Source organism: Spirosoma flavum (assembly GCF_042686045.1).
In the GTDB taxonomy this organism is placed as follows: domain Bacteria; phylum Bacteroidota; class Bacteroidia; order Cytophagales; family Spirosomataceae; genus Spirosoma; species Spirosoma flavum.
The window spans coordinates 315,451-342,240 of sequence record NZ_JBHUOM010000019.1 but is presented as its reverse complement, the minus strand read 5'-3'; the positions used below and the strand labels follow the sequence as shown (position 1 = coordinate 342,240).

Here is a 26,790-nt window from a genome sequence, read left to right as displayed (position 1 = left end):
CAAAGGTATGGTAAAACGCTCTTTGCCCCAGACTTCTGCTAACTCACAGCATCATAAATCTTCACCCGTTCCCACAGATGCGCACATTTGTCCACAAAGGCCAAATGCACTTGATGCGCCTGATAGAGATCATGAGCGGCTTTATTACTAAAGACGAGCGTCAGTGAAAAATCATAAGTGTGGTCAATAACCGGTCTGCGGGTTTCTGCGGGTTTACCAACGTAGGCCGCTGAAATGTCGGTTATCGCTTTCAGTGTTTCGAGACCAGCGCCAAGGGCGTTGCGATCGTCCTGACTTTCGGGATGGTTAAGCCAGAAAAAAACAGTATGAACAAACATAAGAGTATCGGGCAAACCAGTTTATAGGATGCCCCGTAAAAGTAAGAATACTTTCTAGTAAGAGTGGACCAAATCAGAAGGAATGACAGCTAAAAGATACTATTCACTGGCCACACTCAATTACACTTAACAATAGTCCTTATTTTTTTAACATCTTATAATCTTTCTGGTAAACATTTCGCTATCTTCAAAACGTTATGGAAGTATACACGACACCACTTACGAGACGAACGAATGGAGGGAGATAGTAACGCTACGAATAAACCGGGCGGTCAGGAAGTTAATGGGGGCAGGAAGCGGATTCAGAATGACAAAGCGACCGTTCGAATTCCAATGTTATTGGGCATCACGTTAGCTGGTGGAATGCTTATTGGTGCAACATTTTTTGGCGGCACCAAAAGTTTAAATAACATCGGACGTGGTTATACCAAATACCGGGAAATTCTACAACTCATTGAGAATAACTACGTTGACTCGGTAAATACGGACGAGTTGGTTGATTTTTCGATCACAAAAATGCTCGAAAAACTTGACCCGCATACGGCCTACATGAATCCTCAGGATGCAGTTGCGGCCCGGTCGCAACTCGAAGGTGGGTTTGATGGCATTGGCGTAGAGTTTAATATCTACAAAGACACTGTATATGTCGTGACTCCCCTTGCCGGTGGCCCATCGGAAACGGCGGGCATTCAGAGTGGTGATAAAATTGTTAAAGTAGATGATAAGTCTTTAGCAACCGGGGGTAAAATAGAAAATAGTTCTGTTTTTAAAGCACTTCGCGGCAAGCGCGGTACGGATGTCAAATTAACTATTTTGCGGAAAGGAGATAAGCAACCCAAAGAGTTTACTGTCACTCGTGATCGCATACCGACCTATTCTGTCGATGCAGCCTACATGATAGACGCTAAAACAGGCTACCTCAAAATTAACCGATTCTCCGAAACGACGTACGACGAGTTTAAAACCGCACTGGCATCGCTCAAAGCGAAGGGTATGACGCAGCTATTGATGGACTTGCGTAACAATCCCGGTGGCTATATGGATCGGGCGACCAACATTGCCGATGAGTTCATTTCGGGTAATAAACTACTGGTTTATACTGATGGGAAAGACAACAGGTATGATCGAAAGACGTATGCTCATATTGCCGGTCAATTTGAGGAAGGAGCGTTAGTGGTGCTGGTTGATGAAGGAAGTGCGTCGGCCTCAGAAATTGTGTCGGGGGCGTTGCAAGACCATGATCGCGCGCTAATTGCTGGTCGGCGGTCGTTCGGAAAGGGGTTAGTGCAAATGCCCGTAACGCTGTCTGATGGCTCAGAATTACGATTGACTATATCCCGCTATTATACACCCAGCGGTAGAAGTATTCAGAAACCTTACATACCGGGTCATGAAGGCGACTACGAAAAAGATCTCGAACTTCGCTCGAAACGGGGCGAATATTACATTGCCGACTCTATCAAAAACGACCCCAAACTTAAATTTAAAACTGATGGTGGTCGGGTAGTGTATGGTGGTGGTGGCATCACGCCCGATTATTTTATTCCGAGAGATTCGACTTGGCAAACGGCCTATCTAGTGCAGCTTTACGGAAAAAACATTATCCGTGAATTTGCGATGGAATATGCCAATGACAATCGGAAGAAGCTGGAAAAAATGCCGTTCGAAGAATTTGATCGTGCTGTTTCTATCAACGATGAACAGATGAATCGCCTAATAAAAGACGCAACAGCCGAGGGAATTAAGTTTAACGAGAAGGAATACAACCGGTCGAAAAACTATATTCGTAATCAGATAAAAGCGTTGGTGGCACGGTCTGTTTATCAGAAGAATAATAAGACTGGTCAGAACAATGAGTTTTTCCGGGTCATCGGTCAAACTGACGACACGTATCAGAAAGCACTAAAACTATTCGACCGGGCCGACAAGCTCGAACACGGTGCAATGACGTATAACCAGAAATAAAGCTAAGTTTGGTAAAGGCCCCCATATTTTTTTAATATGGGGGCCTTTACTTTATTACCCTTTTGGTTTTTTAGAAAATTGATACACGAGTCCCAGAAACGACTGGAGATTTCCTGTTTTAAAATCTTTGCGAGAGTAGGGGGCAAGTTCGAAAGCAACGCGTAGGTTAGGGATCATCGTAAGCGGCTTGATTCGTACGCCAATATGTAACGAGTAGCCTTCCAGCACGTCACGGTCGTCTATTCCATTCAGCGCGTTGAACCGAACGCCTAACCCCGTATAATAATTTACCTGAGCCCGTCGAGCCACGTTGACCATCGGGCAAATTGTTGTGCTGAGCGACCCAAACACGGTATTTGTTTGCACACGGGCGTCAACCCAAAAGGCACGGTCGGCATTGGTGCTAACCGTAATAAGATTGTTAAAGGGATAATAGGCTACCGATGCCTGACCAAAGGCAGATACCGTAATACCTAAAAGCAGGGCGGTTAATGCGTGTTTCATAGTCGCAAAGCAACAACTTTATAGCCATAAAAAAATCGAATTGGTTGTAAAACCACTATCTGGTTTTGTCTAACCAAAGGAGTGCATCCAACGAATCGATTATTAAGTGGCTACTTGCGAATGCACAAGTGTACTAGTTGATCCTGCTTTTCTTTGTACCTTTACGATTCATTTGCTGCTAATTATTTACCGAAAATGTCTTGGTTCGTCCGAAAAGATAAGGGTATTCAGACCCCAACCGAAATGAAGCTTGAGGCTCCTGATGGGTTGTGGTATCAATGTCCGAACTGCAAAAAGGTGATGAATACGCGGGAGCACAAACTCAACGCTTATACATGTGTTCATTGCAATTACCACGAAAAAATTGGGTCTGAAGCGTATTTTTCCATCTTGTTCGACGACAATGAGTTTACCGAACTAGATGCTTCAATGCGATCGGCTGATCCGCTCAAATTTGTTGACACGAAGGCGTATCCAGACCGGGTCAAGGCGACGATCGCAAAAACTGGCCTGAAAGACGCTGTTCGGACAGCCTACGGCCCCATGAATGGCCTGACTGTAACGATGGCTGTAATGGATTTTAATTTCATTGGTGGCTCGATGGGTTCTGTGGTGGGTGAAAAGATTGCCCGTGCCATCGACCATGCTATTCAGAGCCGGACACCGTTTCTGATGATCTCAAAATCGGGTGGTGCCCGTATGATGGAAGCTGGGTTCTCGTTGATGCAAATGGCGAAAACGTCGGCTAAACTGGCTCTACTAGACAAAGCTAAATTGCCTTATGTTTCCTTATTGACTGACCCAACTACGGGTGGCGTTACTGCCTCGTATGCTATGCTGGGCGATTTTAACATTGCTGAACCCGAAGCCTTGATTGGTTTTGCCGGACCGCGCGTTATCCGCGAAACCATTGGTAAAGATCTTCCCAAAGGCTTTCAAAGTGCTGAGTTTGTACTCGACCACGGCTTTCTGGACTTCATCGTAGACCGAAAAGACTTAAAGGACAAAGTGGTAAACCTATTTAGGATGTTGCAGTAAAGACGTAAGATTTTGCGTTTCATATGCGTCAGCAAAGGCCGTTTGGTCCGGGAGACGCAAAATCTCTTGCTCTACTATGCGCCTTGTCTCTCATCCTGTCCTTTGCAATTACTATCTTACCTATCGTTGCAATGCGACGTGTAGTTTTTGCGATATATGGGAGCGGCCTTCGCCCTATGTTACGCTCGAAAATGTCCGGCAGAACCTGCGTGACCTCAAAAAGTTAGGCGTTCGCGTTGTCGATTTTACGGGGGGAGAGCCATTGTTGCACCGCCAATTACCCGAGTTACTACAGGAAGCCAAAAAACTCGGTCTGATCACAACGCTTACGACCAATGCACTGCTGTATCCTAAACAGGCGGACCGGTTGCGCGGATTGGTCGATATGCTCCATTTCTCGCTCGATTCTCCCGTAGCGGAGGAACATGACAAATCGCGGGGAGTTCGGTGTTTCGATAAGGTAATGGAGTCTATTGCTATTGCCCGAAAACTGGGCGAACGACCAGATATTCTATTTACCGTTTTTGAGCACAACGTTCACAAGATCAGGCAGATGCATGAAGAAATCTGCCAACCGAATGATCTTGTTCTGATCTTGAATCCGGTATTTGAATATAACACTGTTGACACTGGCGACCGACTTTCGGAGGATGCTCTACGGCAGATGTCCTGGTGGGGCAAACAGAAAAATGTGTACCTCAACGATGCGTTTATTCAGCTTCGACGTGATGGGGGCAATCATATCGAAGACCCCATTTGTCGCGCTGGTAGCACGACAATTGTTATCTCTCCTGAAAATAAGCTTGTCTTGCCCTGTTATCATTTGGGCCTAAAAGACTTTGCTATCAACAACAACCTGTACGAACTCTATCATTCTGGTGAGGTGCAAAAGTTAGTGTCCTTGGAAGGGCGTTTGCCTGCTTGTGAAGGCTGCGCCATAAATTGTTATATGCAGCCTTCCTTTGCCGTTGAGGTGACTAAGTACTTCTGGCGGGCCTTGCCTAGTACGCTAAAATATAATTGGGTGAAAGGTACCTGGAAGCAATTGCTGTAAGTTATTGTCCCAAATCTAAACGGGCATACATAACAAAGTCATCCTGAAATTTTCAGGATGACTTTGTTGTAAAAATCAACTAATGAGCCATTAATCAATCGCTCTCGCCACTTCCAGTTCCTGTGGTTTTTTGGGTATTGTTTTCTTACCAGTGAACCGAGCAATGATTCGGTCAACCACCAGGTATGTCGACGGTACTACCAACAGCGTCAACAACAACGATGATGTCAATCCACCGATGATGACCCAAGCCATCCCGTTTTTGGTTTCGGCACCCGCACCACTGGCTAAGGCAATCGGTAACATACCCAAGATCATCGCCAGTGTAGTCATCAAAATTGGGCGTAGCCGTTCTTTGCCCGCTTCAATCAGCGCATCGACCACATCGTGGCCTTCGGCTTTCAGTTGATTAGTGAAGTCAACGATCAAAATGGCGTTTTTCGCCACCAGACCCAGTAACATAATTACCCCTACAATTGAGAACACTGTCAAACTTTCCATCGTCAGGGCTAGGGCCAACAAAGCACCGACCAGGGCTACTGGAATGGAAAACAACACCACAAATGGATAGACTACACTTTCGTAGAGGGCTACCATGATGAAATACACCAGCAGAACGGCAATCAGTAAGGCCAATCCCAAGCTGCCAAACGCGTCTGACTGCTGTTGCAATTGACCTAAGTACTGAATAGAAACACCCTCCGGCAATTTCACCTGCGCCATCTTCGTCTGAATGTCTGCACCAACTGTACCCACCGGACGCCCTACAACTTGCGCGTTTACGGTTATGGACGAAATCCGGTCAATCCGTTCCAATACGCTTTCGCCAACCTGCTCTTGTACGGTAGCGAATTGAGAAAGTTCAAACGTTTTGCCCTGATTATTTACGAAAGTCAACCGGGCAACATCCGCTGGTTGGGTGCGGTCGAACTGATCCAAACTAACCAGAATGTCGTATTCGTTGCCTCCCTGCTTAAACTTCGATTGGTCGTTTCCCCGGAATGCGTTTTGTAGGGCAATTCCCACATCGGAGGCACTAATACCGAGTTGTGCCATTTTTTCCCGGTTAAGATTAACCGTCACTTCCGGCTTCGGGTCCTTTACCGAATACTTCACATCCTGCGTACCCGGTACCGATGTCGTTACCTGTTTAACTAGTGCAGCTGCCTTTCGGATGTCGGCCAGATTCGTGCCTTTTATGGCAATCATAATCGGCGCCTGCGAAGCGCCAACAATACCCACCGGACTAACCGTCACTTTCACGCCCGGAATCTGACTGATCTCATTTTTCAGAAGCTGCCCAAACCCTTCGGTTGAGACCGTCCGCTGTTTTTTGTCAATCAGTTTTACATTCAAATCGGCCAGATTGCTGTTCGATGCCGTTGCCAGACCATTACTACTGTAGCCAACGTTGGTGAATACGTTGGTCACTTCGGGATGCTTCAGAATAATTTGTTCTGCCCGTTGAGCCACAGCGTTTGTTTGATAAATAGACGCAGTTGGCGCTAATTCAATCTGTACACTTGTTTCTCCCTGGTCGCTTTGCGGCATAAAAGCAGCCCCAATAAAACCAGTCGGCACTAAAGAAATCGAACCAACCATCAAAGCAATGACCGCCAGAAATATCCATCGTTTGTGTCCCAGAACCCAGACTAAAATACTACCATATGCATTCGTCAAACGGTCCAGAATTCGTTCAAAGCCAATGTTTAAACCGCCCCACAACGATTTGGGATTCAACACCTCAACTTTGCCAAACCGGGAAGCCAGTAATGGAGTCAGCGTAAACGATACCAGCAAACTCATAAGTGTCGAAAAGACGACCACCAACGCAAACTCCCGTAAAATATTCCCAATCAAGCCCCCCGTCATGGCCAAAGGCACAAACACTACCACGTCGACCAGGGTAATCGCCAGAGCCGTAAACCCGATTTCACTCCGGCCATCCAGCGCGGCCTGCCGTCGGTCTTTCCCCATTTCAAGGTGACGATTGATATTTTCTAACACCACAATTGAGTCATCGACCAGAATACCCACCACCAGCGAAAGCGCCATCAGCGTCATCAAATTCAGCGAGAAACCCATTAAATACATTAGGGCAAACGTTGGAATCATCGACGAGGGTAAGGCTACCAACACGAACAGGGCCGACCGGAAACTGTGCAGAAACAGCAACATCACCAGGGAAACAATCAGAACGGCCAGTCCCATATCTTCCACCACCGCATGAGCGGAGGCTAGCGTATAGACCGATTGATCGGAGGCAATATTGAATTTCAACTTGACATTGCTGTGTTGCTTTTCGAGTTGAGTAATCTTGACCTGCGCCAATTGACTAACGGACACCGCATTGGCATCTGACTGTTTTTGAATTTGCAACCCAATGGCTGGCTGAGCATTGATGTGGTTAATAGCCGTTGGCTTAGTGCTGGCATCAACTACTTCGGCTACGTCTTTCAAAAGAACCTGACTACCATCCGTCCGACGGGCAACGATTAACTCCCGCAGGCGATTCACCGTTTGTACGGATGCATCAAATCGAATGGAATACTGGGATTCACGCGTTTCCAGCTGACCCGCCGGGTAGCTGGCGTTGGCCGCAGTAATCGCCTGCGATACCTGACCAATCGAAACGCCGTACCCCCGCAATTTTTCGGGATCGACGTTTACCTGAATTTCGCGCTCGTTCCCGCCGATAATGTTGATCTGGCCAACTCCGGAAACGTTCGACAATTGCGGTTTTATGTCGTTGTCGATTAAGTCGTACAGAGCCGTCGGTGACATATTGGCCGTAACGCCCATCCGAAGAACCGGAATTTCGTCGGTAGAAAATTTATTGAGAATGGGGCGGTCGGCACCGTCGGGCAACAAGTTAATGATCTGCTCAATTTTGCGTTGGGCATCCTGTTGGGCCAACGTGGTATTCACCCCGTTTTTTAATTGAATAATCACGCTCGACACGCCTTCCTGCGAGGTAGACGTCATACGGTCCAGACCTTCCAGCGCCGAGAGCGCGTCTTCAATACGCTTGGTCACGTTAGTCTCTACTTCATCAGCCGAAGCCCCGCGATATGTTGTCGCTACGCTGATAACGTTGGCCTCAAACTTGGGCAACAGATTATAAGACAGTTGCTGATAGCTGAGGGCACCGAACAGAATAAGGACGGTGAAGATGGTCGTCACCAGCAGCGGCCGTTTAACCGCTATTTCGGATATAGACATGGTTTCTTTAAATTATTTAGTGATTTGTACCGGCTTGCCATCGCTCAGGTTTAGCTGACCGGTGGTTACCACCTGATCACCAGCCACCAAGCCACTGAGGACTTCAATCGTATCGCCAAAGTCCCGGCCCACCTTAAGGGTACGCTGCCGGGCCACGTTGCCGTTCACGACAAACACATACGGATTTTTGATACTTTCAACCAGAGCCGCCCTAGGAATCTGTAACGCCTTCTGGTTGGATTTCTGCGAGAAATCGACGTTCACGAATGTACCGGCTTTCAGCCCCCCCGCATTGTCGATGGTGATTTCGACCGGGTAATTATGCTCGTCTGTTCCCTGCGGAGCTATGTACGATATACGACCGTTGAACGTCCGACCCGGAAAAACATCTGCCGAAACGCGTACTATCTGACCCAGATGAAGTTTATACACATCACCTTCATTGACAGGAACCTCTACTTTCAGGCGCGATACATCCAGTACGGTGCCTAGTGCAGTGCCAACACCTATGAACTCACCCGGTTCGATATTCTTCTTAACGATCTGACCGCTAATGGGCGATTTTATATTGGCGTCCTGTATTTGCTTCTTGATCTGCTCGGCCTGATTAACGGCATTCTCGTAACTATACTTTGTATCATTTACCTGAATCTCAGTCGTTGCGTTGCCAGCCAGAAGCGTATTATAGCGGGTGACGTCCTTTTTGAGTTTGTCGATGTTGAGCTGAGTTGCTGCCAGCGACAGTTCCTTCAACTTATTATCCAGTTCAACCAGTGTAGCACCCTGCTTCACCTGCGAACCCAAAGTAAAATTGACCTGAGATACTTTTCCGGCGGTCATAGCCGTAATGGCGGCTTCCCGAAAAGGAATCAGATTGCCGGTTTTAATCAATTGCTGGCTAACGGTACTTTCTTCTACGCGGGTTACCGTAACAGGAATGGCGGTGTTAGTAGCAACAATCGGTTTATTCTGTTGGTTGATCTTTTCTTTATTGGAAGCCAGCCGGAATCCGATGAGTGCGGTAACACCCAGCAACATGGCAACAATGACTAACGTGGTCTTTTTCATTGATATAGACAGGAAATGATATTAGAGTTCATTATAAAAATTAAGCAGATTTCCCTGCGATTGTTCCAAATCAAGCCGGGCCTGACACAGATTAATCAACGAATTGATGTAGTTCGACTGAGCTTGCTGATAGGACGTATCCGCGTTAAGCAGATCGGTCAGTGATTTGGTGCCTTGCTTGTACTGGAGAGTCGTGATGTTATATACATCCTGCGCCAGTTTTACGTTACGATCGTCGTTTTGAACATTTGCTTGCGTTCGTTGTATCTGCGACTGAGCATTATTAAACTGAAGCCGGTAGGAGGACACATTCAGTTTCTGCTGTTCCTCCTGTGTCAGTACCGTCAGGCGTTGCTGCTTCATCTGAGCGTCACGTTGTAACCCGTCGAAGATGGGTATATTAAGACGTAGACCAAAACTGCCGAAACCAACGAAGTTACTATACAACCTGTTTATGGTTTGTGCGCCCAGGTTCACCATACCATAATTTGCTGTTAGGCTCAACGCGGGCAAATAACCGGCACGAAGACGTTGATATTGCAGTCGTTGTAAAGTTAAATTCGCTTCTGACTGTTGGAATGAGACTAAATTATGGGCATCAAACTGCGACTGCCCCAGAACTGGTAGCTGGGTTAGTAGTGTCGAGTCAGACAAGGTCAGAGTCTGATCCTGCGGCATACCCATTTGATATTTGAGCCGGTTCAACGCTAAGTTTAAGTCGTTCTCCGCCAAGTTCAACTGCGAGCGTGTGCTGTTGAAATTTACTTCCGTACGTGTATAATCAACAGGCTGAATAACCCCATTGTCGCGCTGTAATTTAAGGATGTTTAGCACTTGCTGCGTTCGGTCAAGATTGTCCCGCAGTAATGCAATCTGTTGCTGGGCCACAAAAACCTGGTAGTAGTTGCTGGCAATGTTATAAATAACATCCTCGCGGGTTTGTCGCGTATTCAACACAGCTAACTGCTGGTTTGGCTTGTTTGCTTTAATACCAATTAATAATGATTGATCAAAAAGCGTTTGAGTGGCTTGGGCTGTCACCGTAGTTTGGTACTTCTGCCCAATAATGAATACACTAGGCTCCGGACCAAACACACCAGCCGGAATAATGCTCTTCTGTAGTTTGACGTTATTGACCGATGTACCCGTTGCTGATATCTGCGGCAGGTACTGCCCCAGGGCCTGACGCCCCTGTTGCTTAGCCGTCTCGACTTGATATTGAGCAATACGGATGGTACCAAAGTTTTTGAGTCCGTAGTCAATGCAGTCCTTCAATGATCCGCTTGGCTGGTTTTGTGCCGCGCCATATAGTGAAAGCGTTAGCGATAAAAATAAGCTTAATGCAAGTTTACTTTTCATAAATACAAACGTTGATCTATCAACTGTGGATATATCAACTAATTAATTAAATAAAAGTTATTCTTCTAACAAATTAGCTATTTTCCGCATCGTTCTTAGGAACGTTTCCCGCTCTTCAACAGTCAAGTGGCTGGTAACTTGCTGATCGATGAGTCCGGCGGTTTCAATTACTTTCTCAACGACCAATTTTCCCGCTGGCGTCATTTGAATGAGATTCTTACGCCGGTCAATACTATCCGGTACAACGCGCAGGTATCCATCGCGTTCGAGCGTACGGATAGAACGTTGAATACCAGACTTGTCCCGCTGAAGCAGGTTGGCTATTTCCTGTTGCGATAACAATTCATCTTGCGTAAAATAAGTAATGAACAACATAGGAAGTTGCTCAATCTGTAGCGTAAATCCCAGCCGGTTCAGTTCACGATTTGCCTTACGGGCTATTAGATGACCCACCTGATTAATCATGAAAATGGACCGATCCCCCAGACGTTCATCGATTCTAGCTTTGAGATCTTTTGCTTTTACTTCGCTCATCGTGCAAAATTACACACTGTTGATATGTCAACCAAATGTTCCTTAAAAAAGTTTTCTTATAGGAGTGGCTATTTCACGACCGTCTTAACCAGCTTCCAGGTACGCCTTGTTAAGTCGTTAGCGTAATTATCCGCCGAAGAAAATTAGTCAGGTAAGTTGTTTTGTACAACTGGTTGAAAAGGGAAATGCCTACTAAAGAGCAGAGAATGCCAGCCAACACATCCAGCACGTAATGATGACTGGTGTAGACCGCCGAAAACCAGATACCCCCCACAAGGGTTGCAAAAAATAAATTCATCAATCCTACTCTATTCTTTATGCCGTAATACAAGATAATTACCGGATAGGCAGAGTGAAGGGAAGGCATGGCCGCAAATACATTCGAACTTTTACCATAAATAGACGCAAAAATAGAGACGCCAACATAGCGGTCGAAATTGGCTAAGCCAGCGGTGTTGCCGGGTGTGTGCGGGTGAAATGCAAAGCCATGTGCCTGAACATACCAGGGCGGAGCTGCCGGATATAGGTAATACACAACAAAACCTAAGGCATTAACCAGTACGAAGGTTAACGCCAAGGGATAGAACGCTGGCCGATCCTTAAAAAAAAGATAGATAGCGAACAGCAACGGAATAGGAATCCAGGATAAATAAAATAAGCCCGTTACTATGTCAAGTAATTTTGTTCGGTGAGTTAGCCAGTATTCATTGGGTGTCAGAACTGAAGAACCAGAGGAAACACCGAATAGCTGTTTTTCCAGCCTATAAATTGACTCGATGTGGACAGTATTGTAGTTGTAGTTCGGAAACGCTTTCATATAGTCGAAGACGATCCAGTAAACAATAAAAATTGAAAAGCCGATGAGGACTTTCCGGCTCTGGTCTGAGGCAAAATACAATCCATTTACTACCCCAATTAGAACCAACTGATCTGATTTAAACCCAACCAGAACATAAGATAACAGAAGATAACCAAGCGATACTACGCTTAGCGTCAGAATCTGTTGGCGAATGGATTGAGTATTGTTTGGGGAACTAGGAATCATTTTTGAGGTGAAATGTGTCGTCTGGACAGGTCTGCTCAAACCATAAGACGCTCTACTGTATTCTCGCCGGTTGCCGCGTTGATGCCTTCTACCTGAATATACTTCACATTAGGCACCCACAACGTGCCGCCTTCTATACGAAGATAAATACGTTTCAGGATCACCTTTTTCTGATTCACAGTAGCGTAGGCGTAATAACTATTATCTGATTCCGATTTTGCCAGATGGATAGCGAGTTTTTTGTAGGAGACAAAATTTAAGATATACTCCTCATTTGTAAGGGCACGAGATTTAATGCCGTAAGCAAACGTGCGCTGGAGGTATGAAAGCTCCTTTTGTTGGCTTTGTTCGGTATAGCGAATCCAGAAAACGTGAACCGGATCATGTTTATCCAGCTGGCCATTCTTTAAATTCAGAGCGCAAATAATAGTGTTGGGGTTAGGGTCTCGCTGGAGATAAAACAACTGGTTTGGTATATTCTGGGGTGTCGGAAAGTTTAGTTTCGTTTTGTCCTGCTTAAGGCCAGAAGGTAACGCTTTTACTTCGACCGAATAGCCCAAAACAGTCGTTAACAATAAAAACGTCAGGAGTAGGGCCTTCGGTGAAGAAGCCTTTTTTTCTTTCTGCTCAAGTGACTTTTTCGCATCTATCAGCCGGTTATAAGCCGTAATGTTGGTCATGATCGCCATGACCGTCAATGGCAGGGTGAAAATAGACATCGTTTCGAAGACATGCACTGGAATACCCGGTATGTAAACTTTAAAATCGGGGGCGAGTAAGGGAGCAAAGCAGCCGCACGCCAGCGCCGACACGCCAATGATAATGACCCGTTCGGGACGTTGCATGAGGCCACCCTTGCACTCGATACCCAAGCCTTCGGCGCGGGCGCGGGTGTAACTGACCATCATGGAGCCGATCAGGGCAATAAAAGCAAACAGCGAACTGAAAAAATAATGATGGGCAATTAGATAATAACAAATCCCCAGAAAAAGAATCAGTTCACTGTACCGATCCAGCACCGAATCGAAAAGTGCTCCATAGAGCGAACTCATCTTACCCAGCCGTGCCACCTGTCCATCCAGCATATCAAATAAACCGGCAAACAGGACCAGTGCTCCAGCCCAGCCAATGTAACGGAAATCGCCCCGGTGGCCTTGTTCGCCCCCCATAATGAAGATTAACGCCACACCTATGTTTAACGCCAGACCAATGGTTGTGACCATGTTGGGCGTTAGCCCCAGTCGGATCAGCAATCTGACAAAGGGATTGATGATAGTATAAATTCCCAGCTGAATTTTGGTGCGAAGAGTAAGTGCCTGCTGCATAATAGGTAAGCGGAATGCGTTAAAAATCAAACGTGGCGCGAGTGCGAATGCCCCATTGTGACACATTGGGATGATCTAAGTAATTGAGCCGTTTGACCAGATCAATCCGGAAAAATTTCAGCACGTTGGCTATACCGGCGCTGGCTTCAATATAAGGTGTCTTGTTCAACGTGTAGGTGTAGGGGACCCCCAACGCATCGACCGGAAACTGATATAGCGATGGATGCTGCGCTGGGTCGTTCTCCGACCGCAAACCACCATATAGAGCTTTGAACGAAATGGCTTCCCGCCATTTTAACTTCTTGAACAAAGGGATTTTGTTAAAGAAAAACCCATTGAACGAGTGATCAATACTTACACTGGCGTAGTGATCGCTGACGAATTCCAGAAAATTCATCAAGTTGTACGAATTTATTTGATAAGCGTACGTCTGGTTGGCTCGATGAATGTTCAGTAGTGGGAAAGGTACCTGCCCCAAAATGTAGCCGCCCTGTACTGTAACCGTCGAATACCCAAGTTGAGACAGAAAAACCCGTTTGCTGATGCTAGCCGTCAAGTTTTGGTAATTATACTGACTCTGGAGGAGTCCTTTAATCCCCGCTGTAAAGCGTAACGTAAACACCGGATACCGATTGGCAATTGGAACCCGATAAATTTTGCCCTGATAGAACTGCTCGTTGGGTGCCCAACGGGTTTCCAGCGAAAATTCAGAGGTAGTCAGTGTTGGTGTTGGTGTGTTTTCGTCGTCACCAATTCGCTTGAACTGCAATGCACCCGCTGGGGATTGTTGCCAGTTTTTGAAACCGATACTGTAAGAGAAGTGGTTTTCGAACTCATGAACGTAGTCGATTCGCCAGGTGTCGTTGTACAGCCACTTGTCATTAACCCCCCGTTTGAAGGAGAGCAAAAAGTTATCTTCCTGAACAAATTGCAGTTCTTGTCCCGGAATTTTCGTGTCACGCTGGAAACTCGCTCGAACGTAATTTTGAGGAAACTTGTAAATTGACTTGTTATTCAGCGAGTACGTTCCACTTAAAAAGTACTTCCAGCGCTGGTCTTTAAAGCCATAAGCCGCATAGGTTTCGGCGTAGTAGCGTTTGCTCAACTCCGGCGTGGTACGCCCGCCCACCCGTAAGCGAAATCCTTCAATGGGGTTAAAACTATAAAACGTATTGGCCGGTCCTATTTCAAAGGGACCGAATGATTTATAGCCAGCCAACAGAAATGTAAATGTCTCCATTGTTCGTCGGAAGGAGGGCATCCGTTTCAAACTGTCGATGTTGGTGTATACCTTCGATTCGGCTCTGGAAAGAGTATCATGGCGGTTATCCTTCCAGAACTGGTCGGGTTGGCTGGCGGCATCGGTCGCTACTACCTGTTGCTGTCCTTCATAAAAAGCATCCGGGCGCGCGTCATCCGTTTTGTAGTTTCGGTAGGACAGGGTTCGCTGACCGAAGATGCCGCCCCCCTTGCCTTTACTAACGCCAAAATCGGCCAGTAAATCACTTTTGCTGAGATAATACCGACCGTCGGTATTGGGTTCAAATTGCAGGCGAATCTGTAAATCGCGAACCCAGTTCAGATTGATTTTTGGATTTATCGAAAGATTGATTCTCTGCACGGCAAAATTGCTGTCCAGTGTCACATACATCTTCCCTTTAAATAGCATGTCAGACGCATTGCGAGGCACAAAATTAAGACCAATCAGTTTCGTCTGTCCAATTGTAATAGTATCGGCCAGAAAATATTGGTAAAAGGTCGGTGCACTGCTTGCAATGGGGCTGAGAAACTGGTTGGTCATCAAAAATATCGAATTCGAATAAATGTCGACTTTCGAATACATCCGATTTAGATAAAGGCTGAGTCCATTGCTGTCAAAAAATTGGCCAAAGTCGACTCGTTTAGTCCCTTTAGTAAGGACTTTCTCTTTTTGTGGGCTTTTCCGGTAATAGTATTCCGATATTTTCTCTTCCAGATAAACGGGTAGGAGCGATTTCCCCGGCAAAGTAAGTGTATCCCGATTGTCTAGTAAAAAACGGTATTTCTGAAAAATCTTCCGCTTCGATACGTTTGAGGACAGACTACTGAGCGAAAATTGTAGTTTGTCGTATTCTTCATAAGCCGCGTAGGCATAATGCCCAATCTGATTCTGCTCTTTATGGCTGATCACGTTTCGAATCAGCTCAACCGCCGGATTGTTTTTATTACGGTAGCGCTCTTGTTTGCCTCTATGAATGACGACTTCATTCAGGAGGTGCGAATCAGCTTCTAACCTGATCGTCAATTGTTGAGTGGTGCCGGGCGTAATGGTTTTGGTAACTGACTGATAGCCAATAAATGAAACGGTTATTTTTGTGAAATTTCCCGTTGCCACTAAGTTATAAACACCTTGTTCGTTACTGGTTGTGCCGATGGTTGTACCGACAAAAACAATATTAGCAAAGGGCAGGGGTTGATTGTTGGCTCCGTCGATAATAGTTCCGGTAACAGTGGTCTGCGCACGGGTTGTCATACTACTAAAAAACAGTAACCAGCTTAGGAGCAGGGCTGTCTGACGTGGTGCGCAAGAGAATAAATGATTCATGACATAGGAAAGACGAAGTCTTTCTAAAAAAAATTAACTGTAACAAACGCCAACCAGAAGATTAGAACTGTGGATAGTAGACGCTCAGAAAATAAGTGATGATAAAAAATTGCCAGCCTTGTTGTATACGGTTTTACGACAGACGAGCAACTACGTACCTGTTGATGAATGATCGCATACGCTTTATAAGAAGCCTAATGCCAGGGCACCCTGTAAGAGCAAATTAGTATAAAGCCCCGCTAACAGATCATCCATCATAACGCCCCAACCACCACTCAGTTTTTCCAGTTTTCGGATGCCGAATGGTTTGAAAATATCGAACAGGCGAAAGAGAATAAGTCCTGCCAATAAGCTTTTTTCGTTAATTGGAATAAACAGCAGGCTAAGGCACATGCCTGCTACTTCGTCGATAACAACACGGTAGCTGTCTTTTCCCCACTGTTGTTCAACCACAGTAGCCGACCATATTCCAACCGTTGTAATAATGACCGTTATCAGTAACGGAGCAAAAAAAAGATAACCACCGGGCTGGACCGCATCAGGCTGGACTAAATACCAGATACCGCAGCACACAACTGAGGCTACGGTGCCTCCTCCTTTGGGGATATAGCCGATGCCCAATCCAGTGGCTATCAGTTTATGCATGAATTATACCGGTTGAGCCAGATCTTCGTAATACTCTAATCCCAGATGACTCACTAAATCCTCACCCATTAAGTATCGAAGTGTATTTTCCAGTTTAGTCAATTGTTTGAAAATGTCGTGTTCGGGTGCGAGTTCCGGAGCCGTCTGGGGAGACTTGAAATAGAACGACAGCCACTCCTGAATGCCGCTCATCCCAGCCCGTTTGGAAAGGTCCATGAACAGGGCTAAATCCAGTACCAAAGGCGCAGCCAGGATCGAATCTCGGCACAGGAAGTTTATTTTGATTTGCATCTCATATCCCAGCCAACCAAAAATGTCGATGTTGTCCCAGCTTTCTTTGTTATCACCATGAGGAGGATAATAGTTGATCCTCACTTTGTGGTATAGTTCACTATATAACTCGGGGTTCTGGTCAGGCTGAAAAATCTCGTCCAAGACACTTAGCTTCGAGACTTCTTTGGTTTTGAAATTATCCGGATCGTCCAGCACTAAGCCGTCTCGGTTACCCAGAATATTAGTCGAAAACCAACCTTTGACACCGAGAGCGCGAGCATTCAGGCCGGGCGCCAGAATTGTTTTCATTAGCGTTTGCCCAGTCTTGAAATCCTTACCGGCAATGGGTGTGTTTGTCAGGTAAGCCAGTTCAACCATTGCTGGAATGTCTACCGTCAGGTTAGGAGCTCCGTTGGCAAAAGGAACACCCATTTTTAGCGCTGCATAGGCGTAAATCATGCTAGGCGCAATAGCGGGGTCATTATTTCGCAACCCTTCCTCAAATTGGGCCAAGCTGGCGTGAACCGAACTTTCTTCAAAATAGATTTCGGTCGAACCACACCACACCATCACCAGTCGACTACAGTTGTTCTTGGCTTTGAACTGTTCGATGTCGTCCATAACGGCCTGTGCCAGTTCATACAGGGTATCAGCCCGTTTGACATGGGTGCCATCCAGATTTTTAGCGTACCGTTTGTCGAAAGCTGCTTTCATAGGCACGATGGCTTCCAATTCGGCACGAACGGCATTTAGCAGGCCCGGCTCCAGCACTTTGGCATTTACGGCTGCTTCGTATACGTTGTCGGAATATACATCCCATCCACCAAATACCAGGTCATCCAGATTAGCCAAAGGGATGAAATCCTTGATTCGAGGGCGATTATTGTCTGTTGGCTTGCCCAGGCGGATGTTGCCCATCTGGGTTAGCGAACCAATGGGTTGTGATAAACCTTTCTTGATCGCTTCGACACCAGCGATCAGGGTTGTTGCCACCGCTCCCAATCCCGGAAGCAGTACGCCCAATTTGCCATCGGGTTCAGTAACGTGTTGTTTCATTGAGTTGGTTTTTACTTACTTCAATTGGTGCAAGAATCAATATTAATTAACTAACTACCGATCAGTCTATTCAGTTCGAGAATGACGAGCCAAATGGGGTAGATTTAGCCAAGTTGAGTAGACGTGAACCGGTATGAATTTCGTTTGCCCGGCTATTTCTCACAGACGTTACCATCAGTGTGACCCTCCATTCGTACGCTTAATAACACGGCTAGTAATCTGTTTAACCATACCAAGCCGGTTGGCAAGCTCCACGCTGGTAATTCCACTTTTCAGTTGGCGAAGCACCGGCAAATACATCCCCCACGTTGGTCGTTCCTCCTGTTTTAAACAAATACCTGGTAATGCTCTTCGTATTAGTAATCCTACTAAGAACTATCAATAGACTCTCAAAAAGAGTATTAATAAAAGTCAATACAGTCAATTATAGTATAATACTATGGTTTACTGTAAAGTATTTAACTAATTAGGCAAAAGATTACTCAGTCTTTAGGTTAGTAATCACTTTACGCAGAACTCGCATCGCATTTTGAAATTCACACTCTGGTATATCCGCATTAGCAACACAGTACATGTCTTTAATCCAGGGTAGAATCTTTTCCTTCAGTTGCCGACCTTGAGGAGTTAAAAAGATAAGGTTGTTACGCCGGTCAATACTATCTTCCTGCCGGTATACCATCTCACGGCGAGTTAAGTTGTCAATCAGATAAGTCAGGCTAGCTTTGTCTTTAAGTGTTGCGTTGGCAATCTCCTGTTGATTGACGCCGTCATTCTCCCAGAGATATCCTATAATTTGTAGCATCTCGAAAGTCAGATCAAATTTATGCTGCTTCAGCTTGCGCTGGACAAACTGTCGAAAAGCAATATTGACCTGGCTAGCTATACGGGCAAACTCTTTTAATATATCCGCAGAATCAGCAGCCACCGTCGGTTTATCCTCACACATTATTACCTTTTATTTAGCTTGACAAACATGCAGACGAACAGATTAGTTAAGTAGTTGACTAATATAAACTAGTTTTTAATGCTATTTTAATGTCTGCTGTTGTGCTTCATTTGCTTAGTATACTCTATTCCATCAAGTAGACCGGGCTCAAGCCAGCACTACTCGCGTCCACCTTTTTTGTCAATCACCTTCGATGTTTTTTGATGCAAAGCAACTATTAGTAAGGAAGTTAACTTTATTTCTCGACCACAACTTTTACACCCCAAGGCTCTAGCGCTAGAGCCTTGCTTTTAGTGATAGGTTCATTGGACAGTAATTCCACACCATTGCTATGCGGATAATTTAGAGAACTAGCCGTGGCCGAATAGTTAAAGTAATAGTGAACTACTTTCCCCTGTTTATTAACCCCAGATTTGGTAATCAGCGGAAAGGCTATCGCCTGATCAGCACCCCATATGTCAGCTTTTTTGACCACATCTTCCATGATTTTTCGCAACACTTTGTCACTGGTCCTACAGCCTATGTATGTAGCCAGCCCTTTACCATATGTGTTTTGGGTGATGGCCGCATACTTGCCCCAAACGGGATGATCGTAATAGGCCACTACCTTCGCGGTTGTAGGGGTGATAAGCTCCATCCAGGTTTTTATCTTATTCTCTTCTTTCCCTACCTGATAAGGGTCGCCTTTTAGAGAGACATTAACCGGTAATGTAAATTGATCATACGTTATGCCACAAGCCTCACTAATAATGCCCGGTTGCTTAGTGGTTCTAACCGTTACATTTTCGTCTGAAAAACCGCATTTAAATGTGTACACAATATGCCCACCTTCTTTCACAAATCGATTTAGGCGTTCCAATAGGCTGGTTGGGGCAGCATACAACGCCGGAACAACCAGCACTTTATAGTTGCTCAGATTAGTACTGGATGGGTCAACGAAATCAACCCCGATATTCATCTGGTATAGAGCATCATACATTGGCCGGAGTATATCATTATACGTTTCTTTGGCTCCCCACCCAAAGCTGAACGCATTGAATCCGGTCAAGGCTTCATTACTGAACAGAATGGCCACCTTGTTCGTCTTTTTGAGATCGACCAGAGAGGAACTCAGTCTTTGGAAATCCTTACCAATGGTTTTGGCTTCATTGTAGGTTGGGTTGGGTTCAAAATCATGGCTCAGTAAGCCTTTCCAATACGTCTCAGCTGAGTTATGAATGGAATGCCAGTGCCAGTATTCCAGTAGGTTAGCTCCCGAAGCCAAGTGGCTGAATGCCTGTAAGCGTAACTGACCCGGATAGGGAACCCATTGAGGAAAGCCCTGCGCTTCAGTTTCCAGCACAAGGTAATTCTGACCACGGTTCGACGCATCGACTTTCATCGAGCGTGTCACATCGCCACCAAACGAAATCTCGGTTCCCGTCAGTTGGTCCTGAGTCGGGTGGTAAATATCTATCCCGGCAATATCCAGGGCTTTTGCTGCGGCAAAATGATCAACATCCGGTTGTATTCCGTAGGAGTAACCACGCCATTCCAGATCGAAGTTTTGAGTGACAAACTGCGCTGGCCGCTTGTATTCCCTGACGATAGCCGCTTGCCAGGCAAGATAGTCCGTTACCATCTGACGCTGAAATTTGGAAAACTCTGCTCGTAAGCTGGCATTGATGGAGCCTACGGTAGAGGGGAAATCCTCCCAACTATTAATGCGGTTACTCCAATAGTCCAATCCAAATGCGACATTGATAGCCTCCGTCGTTTTAAATTTGGCTTTCATGTACTGCACAAATAGCTTTTGCACAGCAGGCCCCACTGTATTATAATGCTTGGTTTCGTTATCTACCTGATAGCCAATGATAGCGGGATGCGCTTTCACATGGTCCATGATCTTGCGAATAACCCGATCGGCATGAAAACGAAAGTGAGGATTGGAAATATCCATGTTCTGACGGGCACCATACTGGTTCTGCCCCTGCGGAGTAATGGCGAGTACATCGGGGTATTTTCGAACTAACCAGGTTGGAACGGCATAGGTTGGCGTACCCAGAATAACCTTGATGCCAGCCTTGTGCATTGCGTTGAGCACCCGATCAATATGCGTAAAATCAAACACGCCATCCTGCGGCTCCACCGTGCTCCAGGTAGACTCGGCAATTCGGACAACATTAATGCCCGCTTCCTGCATCATTTTAATATCCTTATCCAGCCGATCATAGGGCATATACTCGTCGTAATAGGCGACGCCAAACAATAGCTGGTCTATCTTAGGTGTTTGGGCCTGAATAGACTGGATTAGCAAGCCGAACGACAAAAAAGCAATGAGGGAAAGTGATTTCATCAGGTCACGAAAAGGATAAACGTACAAAATGTTTTAGTAAGTTTGAGCAAGTGCAGATTGGACAGTATATAGCTAGGTTTAGCCGCTTGACATTATTGCTCCTGTGTCGTTTAACTAGCCATCAGTACAAATTTAAAACTACTATTTTAGTATGAAAAAACTTGCTTTACTACTTAGTTTAATCACGTGTCCTCTTCTTGCCCAGACAACTACAGCCGAATCAGGCAAAGAGGATGTTGCTGTACGAGCCTCCGTAAATAAGCTCTTTGATGGCATGAAAAAAGCGGATTCAACGATGCTGAAAGAACTTTTTACGCCTTCGGCCCGGCTGCAAACCGTTGCCAATAAAGAAGGTAACGTATCTATACAGGAAGACGCTATCGGAAAATTTATCAGCTCTGTAGGCAAGGCTAAAGCTGGGGCATTAGATGAGCGATTGTCAGGAATGGATATCAAAATTGATGGTGAACTCGCTACCGCCTGGACACCTTACTCATTTTATTATGACGGCCAGCAGCGTCACTGCGGAGTCAATGCGTTCACCCTGGTCAAAATTGGGGGTGTCTGGAAAATACATACAATCATCGATACACGACGGAAGTGTCTGTGAGGGTGACTGCTGGTTAACGAATCAGCCCATTTCTAGGGCTAGAGTTCATCTTATAACTGATGGGTCGTTCATTTAAACCGTTGTACCGCCACTTTGCCTTTGGCTCCAACAGCGTAACAAGTGCCTTTGGCGCAGGCAACCGAATGGAAACCGTCGGTATCAAGTCGTTGCCAGGTTTGACCCTGATCGGCTGATAAGCTCGTTCCTGACGGACCAACAGTAAGCAAACGGTCGCCGGACAATAGGGCAACGGCTTCTTTCAGGCCGGGTGGATCTGTTTGTGCGAGCAGTTGCCAGGTTTGCCCCCCGTCGCGTGTAATGGCTGTATTTGGGCCGGGTTGTTGTTCCTGCTTGTAATTGCCGCCTACAACCAGACCGATTTTGTTGCTAAAAAAGCGCATACCGAACAGCCCGGTAGCGTCGCCACCCGGTAGTGGAGTGTTGCTGACGGCCCAGCTTTTGCCTCGATCAGTAGACCGAAATACACGCCCGAACAATGCCCCGCCCGACGCAATCCAGACATTTCGCTTGCCCTGAACAACGAGACTGGTTCCGCTGGCGGCAAACGCGGCTTCATTGGGTTCCATGAGGGGAAGGGCAGCCGATGGTACGGGTTGCCATGTTTTGCCACCGTCGTCGGTTGTCAGAATGAACCATTTACCGTCAATAGGGTCACTAAAAACAATACCGTGTTGGTCGTCCCAAAAATCTATACCATCAAAAAATACACCCGGTTGTTGGGTTTGGTAAAGGAGTGCCCAGTTTTTACCGCCATCGATAGTTTTATATAATCGGGCTTGTCCCTTCTCGGCGGGTCCGGCACTCATGAGGTAGGCAGTTTGAGCGTCAATAGCCTGCACATCGCGAAAGTCGCAGGTTTGAGCATCAGGAACAGTACCGGTTTGCCAGGATTTTCCTCCATCAATTGTGTGGAGAAAGGTGCCTTTTGTACCGCCGATCCAGGCAATATCAGGCCCGGCAACGCTGACCGCCCGGAAACTGGCATCGGTATTAACGGCTCGATGTTGCCATTGCGAAAAAGCAGGCAGGCTAAAGCACAGGCAATAAGTAAGATTAACTATGAACTGTTTCATCGAGAATTAATTAGCTGCAAAATGGTTAATTTTACTGATGAAATCCAGCTAATCAATCTGATTATGTTCTTACGGGGTTACGCTGCGAGGAATTGGTGCCGCTTGTTCCGTTTTGGCTTTGAGACGAATAATTTCCTGTTCCTGACTACTCGATTTAAAATAGTAGTAAAGCCCAAGAACCAGAAATACTTTGGATAGGATAAACACGGCGATGAAAGCAGCACGCCAATTCTTATGAACCCGAATATGCGTGTTGTCAACTTCGACGTCTACATAAGATGGCTCTGTGGAGCGGGAGCTAGTTGATTTTGAGTTGGAATCAGTACCATTTATGGTTTCCCACTTCTTGATTTCTGTTGCGCTGATGCGTAATTCAATAGCTTCCCGAACACCTGGTGGGGGAGGTACAGCATTGTCCAGGAAGTACTCTTCCATGGCTGTTTCGAGTTCGTTCAACTGAGCTAACACATCTGTATCTGTAGACAGAAGGTTCTCTACTTCCTGCTTTTCTTTTTCTGTAGTCAAGCCTAACAGATACGCTTCCAGAATACCGCTTTTTAAATAATGATAGGTCTTCAAGGTCGAGGCAATTAAGACGAACGAAGCTGCTTAAAATACGTGTAGATAGACTTTAACACGTTTGTACGAGATAGTTGGAGCTTTTCTGCAATTGCTTCCGGTGTGTATCCTTGGCAAAAGGATAAATCGAAAACGAGTTTTGCTGTATTATCGTTCGTTGTAGAAACTGGTATTGATAACGATGGAGTGGTGTGAATTGGTTTGGCAATAAGCGCTTTATTTCTCGCTAATCGAATGATTTCACCAGCGACCTGAGACGGGGTCTCAGCATATGATTTCAGTTGGGGTGAGGTGAATAAGTCAACCAATACGGCCTGAGCTAAGTCAGGCTCTGGAATAATTTGTAAAATGAGGCCATATGCCATTGAACCGTACCGGTCATACAACGCTAAATGATCTGCCTGCCTGATAACTTCCTGAGAAGTAGGTTGTTTATATACCTGTTTCATTTCATCCATATCATTACATTTACCAAGCAACAATGATTGTTTGTTATATGCAGTGACCCGCTAAGATTATATCTCTGAATTTATCTAGTTAAGCTATCGGTTATCTATACTCATATATTAAGTAATGCAATTTATTAAAATGTGTTATTGTTTGTATCGAATAAATAAAAACGTAAACATATATTAATTAAATGGTCCGTTTTTCATCTGTTCAGCATACACTTGTGCTCGTATGTAAAGGTTACTTCACTAGTTAATGACTGTATTGCCGTCGAATACTTTCAGTCAACAGTAGATAAATCTCCGACAGTTTTGGCTGATTGCTTAAGTATGTCAAATGGGTTTCGATAGTTGTCATGTCGCCCCGGCGAGCCGGACCTGTTTGAACAGTAGCCGGATCTGACGCTGCTAACCCCTTACGAAAAGTTTCGGTAATCAGTGGCCGAAGCAGGTCGAAGTCCAGTCCATCCTGAGTGGCTAAGTCGTGAGCGAGAGTGAGTAAGTGATTAGTGAAATTACAGGCAAAAACAGCGGCAACATGTAGCGTTCGGCGTTCTTCGGAGGTAATTATATATACAATATCACTAATCTCCTGTCCCAATTGAACCAGCGCATCTTCTGTAACGCCATCGACGGCTTCGATGCAGATTGGAACCTCGTCGAAAAGCATAAAAGATTGCCCTTGAGTAAATGTCTGGAGCGGGTAAAAAACGCCCACCCGAACCGGAACATCGCTATAAACGGACATCCACCGCTCCAGCGATTGAAGTGATCGAGCGCCCGATGTATGCACAACAACGGCGTTTTCGGGTAATACTAACTGAGAGCAAACACTCTCAAGCGCGTCATCAGGGACAGACAAGATGAATAATCTCGACGGACTGTCGGCAAAATTTAACTCCGAATGAGTGTGGGCATCGTATAGGTTACTGACCAACTGGCGGGCATGTTGAAGCTGGCGGCTGTACACCTCATTGATATGATGACCAGCATTCTCGAGAGCCGGGGCGAGGTGCCAGGCGAGATTGCCCGCACCGATAAACGAAATTTCCATGCTCAAGTATAGGCTATTTTGATTAAATCAGAGTTGTATTCCGTGTTTACCGCACAGAAAATTTGACAAAGCTATCTTGCTACGTTGCCTAAGTAAACCGGTCTCTTTCCAACTATTTGCTTATCCAACTAGTTACTTATGCTACTCAATCTACTAAGCTCTTAGAATTAAGAAGCATACGTTAGAAAAGCCTCGTCTTCATCCATATGGAAATTTTGGTCCTGATACTATACGCAATGGCATTAATACTGTTGTTCGTGTATAACTGTGGGCAATTAAGCTTAATAATCATTTACTTGCGTTCCGAAAAGAAACGACGGGAACTTGCCCGGTCAGTAATCGGAATTTCGCCGGAAACACTCCCTCGAGTAACCATTCAGTTACCGGTTTATAACGAACTATATGTAGTTGAGCGCCTGATTGACGCCGTTATACAAATACAGTATCCAAAAGATAAACTCGATATTCAGCTTCTAGACGACTCGAGTGATGAAACTGTAGTGATTATTGCTAAAAAAATAGCGGAGTATAAACGGCTTGGGTTTAACATTGAACACATCCAACGCCCTGAACGCAAAGGGTTTAAAGCCGGTGCATTGGGGTACGGACTAACGATAGCTAAAGGCGAGTTTATAGCCATTTTCGATGCCGACTTTGTGCCTGATCCCGAGTTTTTGCTAAAAACAGTACCACACTTTACCGATCCGAAAGTAGGCATTGTCCAAACTCGCTGGGAACACCTAAACGAAAATTTTTCGCTTATCACTCAGTTACAGGCATTTGGGTTGAATGCTCACTTTACCGTCGAGCAGAGTGGTCGGTACGCTGCCGGACTGCTGGCAAATTTTAACGGCACCGGGGGCGTTTGGCGTAAAGCAGCTATTATCGACGCGGGCGGCTGGCAAAGTGACACGCTAACGGAAGATTTAGACCTGAGTTACCGGGCTCAATTGCGGGGTTGGAAATTCGTTTATCGTGAAGATGTTGGCTCCCCCGCCGAATTACCCGTAGCGATGAACGCCCTCAAGTCTCAGCAATATCGTTGGATGAAAGGAGCCGCCGAATGCGCCCGAAAACTATTTGTGAGTGTGCTTAAAACGCCGGAGGTTTCATTCACAATGAAACTGCACGCATTTTTTCATCTCTTTAGTAGCGCAACGTTTATTCTGGTCCTGATCCTGGGTGTTATGAGCGTGCCGCTGATCTATATTCGCAGCCAGCACCCCGAATGGGAATGGGTATTTGTGGTCATTAATCTGTTTCAGTTCAACCTGTTAATTCTGATCACCTTCTACGGTATTCCTGTCTGGTTTTTGAAGGGTGCCAATAGAGCCAAACTAGCCTGGTATTTTCCAATGTACTCATCGCTTATGATGGGCTTATCGCTGCATAATACGATTGCCGTCATTGAAGGGTATATGGGGCGGAAAACGCCGTTTGTGCGGACGCCAAAGTTTAATGTTAAAACAGCCGCCGATAGCTGGGCCGCTAATAAATATATAAGCCGCCGGATAAGTTGGTTAACCGTTGCGGAAGGGATGCTGGCATTGTACTTTTTGGGCGGTCTTGTGCTGGCAATCTACATTCAGGACTTCCGTATGTTCTTTCTTCATATTATGCTCATGGTCGGCTTTGGCATGGTCACCATCTATTCACTTATTCAGGCTGTAAGTCGTCCGGTATCAGTGCCTTCCTGATTAATCCCTGTCATCT

General features: G+C 45.8%; 22 protein-coding genes. 5 read left to right on the top strand and 17 right to left on the bottom strand.

Annotation, left to right across the window (positions count from 1 at the left end; genetic code table 11):
* Positions 1 to 38 precede the first annotated feature (38 nt).
* Complete coding sequence (locus ACFS25_RS18445; RefSeq protein ID WP_381503966.1) at positions 39 to 338, bottom strand: Dabb family protein; 300 nt, start codon at positions 336 to 338, stop codon at positions 39 to 41.
* 234 nt (positions 339 to 572) lie between these two features.
* Between ACFS25_RS18445 and ACFS25_RS18440 the strand changes: the two genes are divergently transcribed.
* A complete protein-coding gene (locus tag ACFS25_RS18440) occupies positions 573 to 2,303 on the top strand; it encodes a S41 family peptidase (RefSeq protein WP_381503964.1) in 1,731 nt (576 codons plus the stop codon).
* 54 nt (positions 2,304 to 2,357) lie between these two features.
* Here the strand turns inward: ACFS25_RS18440 and ACFS25_RS18435 are convergent, their stop codons facing one another.
* Positions 2,358 to 2,807 (bottom strand): hypothetical protein, encoded by a 450-nt coding sequence (locus ACFS25_RS18435; RefSeq protein WP_381503962.1) that lies wholly within the window; start codon positions 2,805 to 2,807, stop codon positions 2,358 to 2,360.
* Between the two features lie 195 nt (positions 2,808 to 3,002).
* Here ACFS25_RS18435 and accD point away from each other — a divergent pair, with 195 nt between their 5' ends.
* Both accD and ACFS25_RS18425 read left to right on the top strand, forming a co-directional pair.
* Positions 3,003 to 3,845 carry an acetyl-CoA carboxylase, carboxyltransferase subunit beta gene (gene accD, locus ACFS25_RS18430; protein WP_381503960.1) on the top strand — a complete coding sequence of 281 codons (843 nt, stop codon included), beginning with the start codon at positions 3,003 to 3,005 and terminating at the stop codon, positions 3,843 to 3,845.
* Positions 3,846 to 3,921: 76 nt separating this feature from the next.
* Positions 3,922 to 4,899: a radical SAM protein gene (locus tag ACFS25_RS18425; RefSeq protein ID WP_381503959.1), complete on the top strand. Its 978-nt coding sequence runs from the start codon at positions 3,922 to 3,924 to the stop codon at positions 4,897 to 4,899.
* 90 nt (positions 4,900 to 4,989) lie between these two features.
* Here the strand turns inward: ACFS25_RS18425 and ACFS25_RS18420 are convergent, their stop codons facing one another.
* The 11 genes from ACFS25_RS18420 to ACFS25_RS18370 form a co-directional block, all read right to left on the bottom strand.
* Entirely contained in the window at positions 4,990 to 8,121 is a 3,132-nt protein-coding gene (locus tag ACFS25_RS18420; RefSeq protein ID WP_381503957.1) for an efflux RND transporter permease subunit, read from the bottom strand.
* Between the two features lie 12 nt (positions 8,122 to 8,133).
* Positions 8,134 to 9,189, bottom strand: a complete 1,056-nt coding sequence (locus ACFS25_RS18415; RefSeq protein WP_381503955.1) for an efflux RND transporter periplasmic adaptor subunit — start codon at positions 9,187 to 9,189, stop codon at positions 8,134 to 8,136.
* A 21-nt stretch (positions 9,190 to 9,210) separates the two neighbouring features.
* On the bottom strand, positions 9,211 to 10,548 hold the full coding sequence (locus ACFS25_RS18410; RefSeq protein ID WP_381503952.1) for a TolC family protein: 1,338 nt from the start codon (positions 10,546 to 10,548) through the stop codon (positions 9,211 to 9,213).
* Between the two features lie 57 nt (positions 10,549 to 10,605).
* A complete protein-coding gene (locus tag ACFS25_RS18405; RefSeq protein WP_381503951.1) occupies positions 10,606 to 11,082 on the bottom strand; it encodes a MarR family winged helix-turn-helix transcriptional regulator in 477 nt (158 codons plus the stop codon).
* A 109-nt stretch (positions 11,083 to 11,191) separates the two neighbouring features.
* Positions 11,192 to 12,127: a phosphatase PAP2 family protein gene (locus tag ACFS25_RS18400; protein WP_381503949.1), complete on the bottom strand. Its 936-nt coding sequence runs from the start codon at positions 12,125 to 12,127 to the stop codon at positions 11,192 to 11,194.
* 35 nt (positions 12,128 to 12,162) lie between these two features.
* A complete protein-coding gene (locus ACFS25_RS18395) occupies positions 12,163 to 13,452 on the bottom strand; it encodes a DUF4833 domain-containing protein (protein ID WP_381503948.1) in 1,290 nt (429 codons plus the stop codon).
* A gap of 19 nt (positions 13,453 to 13,471) precedes the next feature.
* A complete protein-coding gene (locus ACFS25_RS18390) occupies positions 13,472 to 16,036 on the bottom strand; it encodes a DUF5686 and carboxypeptidase-like regulatory domain-containing protein (protein WP_381503946.1) in 2,565 nt (854 codons plus the stop codon).
* 183 nt (positions 16,037 to 16,219) lie between these two features.
* Complete coding sequence (locus ACFS25_RS18385; protein WP_381503944.1) at positions 16,220 to 16,681, bottom strand: phosphatidylglycerophosphatase A family protein; 462 nt, start codon at positions 16,679 to 16,681, stop codon at positions 16,220 to 16,222.
* A gap of 3 nt (positions 16,682 to 16,684) precedes the next feature.
* Positions 16,685 to 18,010 carry an inositol-3-phosphate synthase gene (locus tag ACFS25_RS18380; protein ID WP_381503942.1) on the bottom strand — a complete coding sequence of 442 codons (1,326 nt, stop codon included), beginning with the start codon at positions 18,008 to 18,010 and terminating at the stop codon, positions 16,685 to 16,687.
* Between the two features lie 478 nt (positions 18,011 to 18,488).
* Complete coding sequence (locus ACFS25_RS18375) at positions 18,489 to 18,956, bottom strand: MarR family winged helix-turn-helix transcriptional regulator (protein WP_381503941.1); 468 nt, start codon at positions 18,954 to 18,956, stop codon at positions 18,489 to 18,491.
* 235 nt (positions 18,957 to 19,191) lie between these two features.
* Positions 19,192 to 21,291: a beta-galactosidase gene (locus ACFS25_RS18370; protein ID WP_381503939.1), complete on the bottom strand. Its 2,100-nt coding sequence runs from the start codon at positions 21,289 to 21,291 to the stop codon at positions 19,192 to 19,194.
* A 151-nt stretch (positions 21,292 to 21,442) separates the two neighbouring features.
* Between ACFS25_RS18370 and ACFS25_RS18365 the strand changes: the two genes are divergently transcribed.
* Positions 21,443 to 21,901: a nuclear transport factor 2 family protein gene (locus ACFS25_RS18365; RefSeq protein WP_381503937.1), complete on the top strand. Its 459-nt coding sequence runs from the start codon at positions 21,443 to 21,445 to the stop codon at positions 21,899 to 21,901.
* A gap of 68 nt (positions 21,902 to 21,969) precedes the next feature.
* Here the strand turns inward: ACFS25_RS18365 and ACFS25_RS18360 are convergent, their stop codons facing one another.
* The 4 genes from ACFS25_RS18360 to ACFS25_RS18345 form a co-directional block, all read right to left on the bottom strand.
* Positions 21,970 to 22,995: a WD40/YVTN/BNR-like repeat-containing protein gene (locus tag ACFS25_RS18360; RefSeq protein WP_381503936.1), complete on the bottom strand. Its 1,026-nt coding sequence runs from the start codon at positions 22,993 to 22,995 to the stop codon at positions 21,970 to 21,972.
* Positions 22,996 to 23,064: 69 nt separating this feature from the next.
* On the bottom strand, positions 23,065 to 23,574 hold the full coding sequence (locus tag ACFS25_RS18355) for a hypothetical protein (protein ID WP_381503934.1): 510 nt from the start codon (positions 23,572 to 23,574) through the stop codon (positions 23,065 to 23,067).
* A gap of 11 nt (positions 23,575 to 23,585) precedes the next feature.
* The gene (locus ACFS25_RS18350) at positions 23,586 to 24,023 is read right to left on the bottom strand and encodes an RNA polymerase sigma factor (RefSeq protein WP_381503932.1); all 438 of its coding nucleotides are present in this window, start codon (positions 24,021 to 24,023) and stop codon (positions 23,586 to 23,588) included.
* 253 nt (positions 24,024 to 24,276) lie between these two features.
* Positions 24,277 to 25,077 carry a Rossmann-like and DUF2520 domain-containing protein gene (locus tag ACFS25_RS18345; RefSeq protein WP_381503930.1) on the bottom strand — a complete coding sequence of 267 codons (801 nt, stop codon included), beginning with the start codon at positions 25,075 to 25,077 and terminating at the stop codon, positions 24,277 to 24,279.
* Positions 25,078 to 25,283: 206 nt separating this feature from the next.
* On the opposite strand from ACFS25_RS18345, the gene ACFS25_RS18340 reads away from it, so the two are divergent.
* Positions 25,284 to 26,774: a cellulose synthase family protein gene (locus ACFS25_RS18340; RefSeq protein ID WP_381503928.1), complete on the top strand. Its 1,491-nt coding sequence runs from the start codon at positions 25,284 to 25,286 to the stop codon at positions 26,772 to 26,774.
* Positions 26,775 to 26,790 lie beyond the last annotated feature (16 nt).

Coding starts and splice junctions, on each gene's coding strand:
- ACFS25_RS18445 (WP_381503966.1), bottom strand. CDS start 338: ATGTTTGTTCATACTGTTTTTTTCTGGCTTAACCATCCCGAAAGTCAG.
- ACFS25_RS18440 (WP_381503964.1), top strand. CDS start 573: ATGGAGGGAGATAGTAACGCTACGAATAAACCGGGCGGTCAGGAAGTT.
- ACFS25_RS18435 (WP_381503962.1), bottom strand. CDS start 2,807: ATGAAACACGCATTAACCGCCCTGCTTTTAGGTATTACGGTATCTGCC.
- accD (WP_381503960.1), top strand. CDS start 3,003: ATGTCTTGGTTCGTCCGAAAAGATAAGGGTATTCAGACCCCAACCGAA.
- ACFS25_RS18425 (WP_381503959.1), top strand. CDS start 3,922: ATGCGCCTTGTCTCTCATCCTGTCCTTTGCAATTACTATCTTACCTAT.
- ACFS25_RS18420 (WP_381503957.1), bottom strand. CDS start 8,121: ATGTCTATATCCGAAATAGCGGTTAAACGGCCGCTGCTGGTGACGACC.
- ACFS25_RS18415 (WP_381503955.1), bottom strand. CDS start 9,189: ATGAAAAAGACCACGTTAGTCATTGTTGCCATGTTGCTGGGTGTTACC.
- ACFS25_RS18410 (WP_381503952.1), bottom strand. CDS start 10,548: ATGAAAAGTAAACTTGCATTAAGCTTATTTTTATCGCTAACGCTTTCA.
- ACFS25_RS18405 (WP_381503951.1), bottom strand. CDS start 11,082: ATGAGCGAAGTAAAAGCAAAAGATCTCAAAGCTAGAATCGATGAACGT.
- ACFS25_RS18400 (WP_381503949.1), bottom strand. CDS start 12,127: ATGATTCCTAGTTCCCCAAACAATACTCAATCCATTCGCCAACAGATT.
- ACFS25_RS18395 (WP_381503948.1), bottom strand. CDS start 13,452: ATGCAGCAGGCACTTACTCTTCGCACCAAAATTCAGCTGGGAATTTAT.
- ACFS25_RS18390 (WP_381503946.1), bottom strand. CDS start 16,036: ATGAATCATTTATTCTCTTGCGCACCACGTCAGACAGCCCTGCTCCTA.
- ACFS25_RS18385 (WP_381503944.1), bottom strand. CDS start 16,681: ATGCATAAACTGATAGCCACTGGATTGGGCATCGGCTATATCCCCAAA.
- ACFS25_RS18380 (WP_381503942.1), bottom strand. CDS start 18,010: ATGAAACAACACGTTACTGAACCCGATGGCAAATTGGGCGTACTGCTT.
- ACFS25_RS18375 (WP_381503941.1), bottom strand. CDS start 18,956: ATGTGTGAGGATAAACCGACGGTGGCTGCTGATTCTGCGGATATATTA.
- ACFS25_RS18370 (WP_381503939.1), bottom strand. CDS start 21,291: ATGAAATCACTTTCCCTCATTGCTTTTTTGTCGTTCGGCTTGCTAATC.
- ACFS25_RS18365 (WP_381503937.1), top strand. CDS start 21,443: ATGAAAAAACTTGCTTTACTACTTAGTTTAATCACGTGTCCTCTTCTT.
- ACFS25_RS18360 (WP_381503936.1), bottom strand. CDS start 22,995: ATGAAACAGTTCATAGTTAATCTTACTTATTGCCTGTGCTTTAGCCTG.
- ACFS25_RS18350 (WP_381503932.1), bottom strand. CDS start 24,023: ATGAAACAGGTATATAAACAACCTACTTCTCAGGAAGTTATCAGGCAG.
- ACFS25_RS18345 (WP_381503930.1), bottom strand. CDS start 25,077: ATGGAAATTTCGTTTATCGGTGCGGGCAATCTCGCCTGGCACCTCGCC.
- ACFS25_RS18340 (WP_381503928.1), top strand. CDS start 25,284: ATGGAAATTTTGGTCCTGATACTATACGCAATGGCATTAATACTGTTG.